This window comes from Kitasatospora sp. NPDC007106 (assembly GCF_040634455.1).
In the GTDB taxonomy this organism is placed as follows: Bacteria; Actinomycetota; Actinomycetes; order Streptomycetales; family Streptomycetaceae; genus Kitasatospora; species Kitasatospora arboriphila.
In genome coordinates this window covers 1-1933 of sequence record NZ_JBEYFP010001028.1, presented here as the reverse complement: position 1 = coordinate 1933, position 1933 = coordinate 1, and the positions used below count along the sequence as shown (strand labels likewise).

The window sequence follows — 1933 nt, the reverse complement described above, 5'->3', positions numbered from 1 at the left end:
GGCCGCTCACCAGCCGCTCCGGCAAGGGTCTGTTCCTCTACCTCGCCATCGACAAGCAGCGTTCCAACCTGGCGATGGCCCGCCACCAGCTCAAGGGTCGTCGTCCGGGACGGAGCGGTCCCGCCAGAACTCGTACAGGCCCGCCATCAGCAGCACCGAGCCGGTGCTGAGGTAGTACGGCTGCTTGAACGCCTTGCGGCCGGCGGCGGCCTCGACCGGCCGCCACTCGAAGTACCCGTCGGCCGGGATCACGCAGCGGCGGGCGGCGAACGCCTTGCGGAAGGCCGGCTTCTCGTGGACGGTCTCCGCCCTGGCGTTGATCATCCGGGCCCCGCCGGCCGGGTCCTTGGACCAGGACGGGACGAGGCCCCAGCGCAGCGGCCGCAGCTGCCGCACCACCTCGCCGGTCTCCCGGTCGAGCCGTTCCAGCACCGCCGGCACCGGGTGGGTGGGGGCCACGTTCCAGCTCGGGGCGAGTGCCTCGGCCGGGTCCCAGCGCATCTCGCCGAGCAGGCCGACCAGGTCGACCGGGGTGGTGGTGGAGACGAAGCGACCGCACATGCGTCCACCCTGCCACGCCCCGGCCGCCCACGGCGGGCAACCTGCCGGATCCCGTGCCGCCGGTGCGGACCGACGATGCGTCAGACGAGCGAGGCCAGGTCGATGACGGTGTAGCCGCGGGACTCCACGGCGTCGACGACGGCGGGCAGGGCGCGGGAGTCGACGTTCGGCCCCGAGGTCTCGGTGGAGCCGAGGTGCATCTGGAGGATCGTGCCGGGCCGGATCGCCCGGACGGCGCGGTCCACCGCGTCCTGGACGCTCACGCCGCCGCCCTCGCCGAGGTAGCCGAGGGTGTCGTCGGTGAACTCGATGTCGGCGTAGCCGAGCGCGTTGACCTGGGCGATCGCGGACGGGCTGGTCTCGCTGTAGGGGAAGCGGTAGAAGGGCAGCGGGTCGGTGCCGGTGGCCCCGCGGATCGCCTCGTCGGCGCGCTCCACCTGCTCGCGCAGGCCGGCCGCGTCGAGGTCGGAGAGTTCGGGGTGGTCGTAGGAGTGGCTGGCGACGCCGTGCTCGGCGGCGAGGGCTGCGGCCGCCTCCGGGTTGGCCTCCGCGAACCGCCCGGTCAGGAAGAAGGTGGCGGGGACGCCGCGGCCGCGCAGCTCGTCGAGGACGGCGTCGATGCCGTCGTCGTTCCAGGCGGCGTTGAAGGTGAGGGCCACCACCGGGTCGTCGGTGGGGATCAGCCGGATCTCCTCGCCGAAGAGGTCGGCCGGTCCGCGGCGGGCCGGGACCGGCCGGGGCCGGTCCGGTCCCGGGTCGGCGGGGCGCCGGAAGTCCGCCGGGCTGCCGGGCGGGAGGGCGAACGGGAGGGCGAGGGCGGCGCCCGCGGCGAGGAACGTCCGCCGCCGGGGCGGCTGCTGAGGGTGCGTCATCAGCGCAGTATCCGGCCGTTCCGGGGCTCCCGGCGCCCGACACGCCTGCGGCGCGGGCCGGCCGTCCGCCGGTGGGGTGCGACACGCTCGGCGGGTGGGCGGGGCGTGACTCGCCGTGCGGCGGGTGATAGGCCGGAGGCTGTGCGGGGAGGCGTTCCCCGGCCGGGCGGCGTCCGACGGCGCCCGGGTGCGACGGCAGACGGGATGGCGGGCATGCCTCTGGAGGGCGAGTACGAGCCGAGTCCGGAGCAGTGGGTGCGGGACCAGGTGGAGCTGTACGAGAGCTCGGGCGGCACGCGGGGCACCACCCTGCGGGGCATGCCGGTGGTCCTCCTCACCACGCTCGGCGCACGCAGCGGCAAGATCCGCAAGACCCCGCTGATGCGGGTCGAGCACGACGGCAGGTACGCGGTCGTCGCCTCGATGGGCGGGTCACCACGCCACCCGGTCTGGTACCACAACGTGGTGGCGAACCCGCTGGTCGAGCTGCAGGACGGGCC

The 1933-nt window shown here is 74.9% G+C and carries 2 protein-coding genes and 1 pseudogene; 1 reads left to right on the top strand and 2 read right to left on the bottom strand.

All coding sequences use genetic code 11. The features are described 5' to 3' along the window. Positions 1–93: 93 nt before the first annotated feature. Both ABZ641_RS35355 and ABZ641_RS35350 read right to left on the bottom strand, forming a co-directional pair. Positions 94–561 (bottom strand): annotated as a pseudogene (locus ABZ641_RS35355) (SOS response-associated peptidase); the annotation flags it as partial. 80 nt (positions 562–641) lie between these two features. After that, positions 642–1433 (bottom strand): polysaccharide deacetylase family protein, encoded by a 792-nt coding sequence (locus tag ABZ641_RS35350; protein ID WP_344625511.1) that lies wholly within the window; start codon positions 1431–1433, stop codon positions 642–644. A gap of 213 nt (positions 1434–1646) precedes the next feature. On the opposite strand from ABZ641_RS35350, the gene ABZ641_RS35345 reads away from it, so the two are divergent. After that, positions 1647–1933 (top strand): nitroreductase family deazaflavin-dependent oxidoreductase (locus ABZ641_RS35345; RefSeq protein WP_359988500.1); only part of this gene is annotated, 287 nt, incomplete at its 3' end.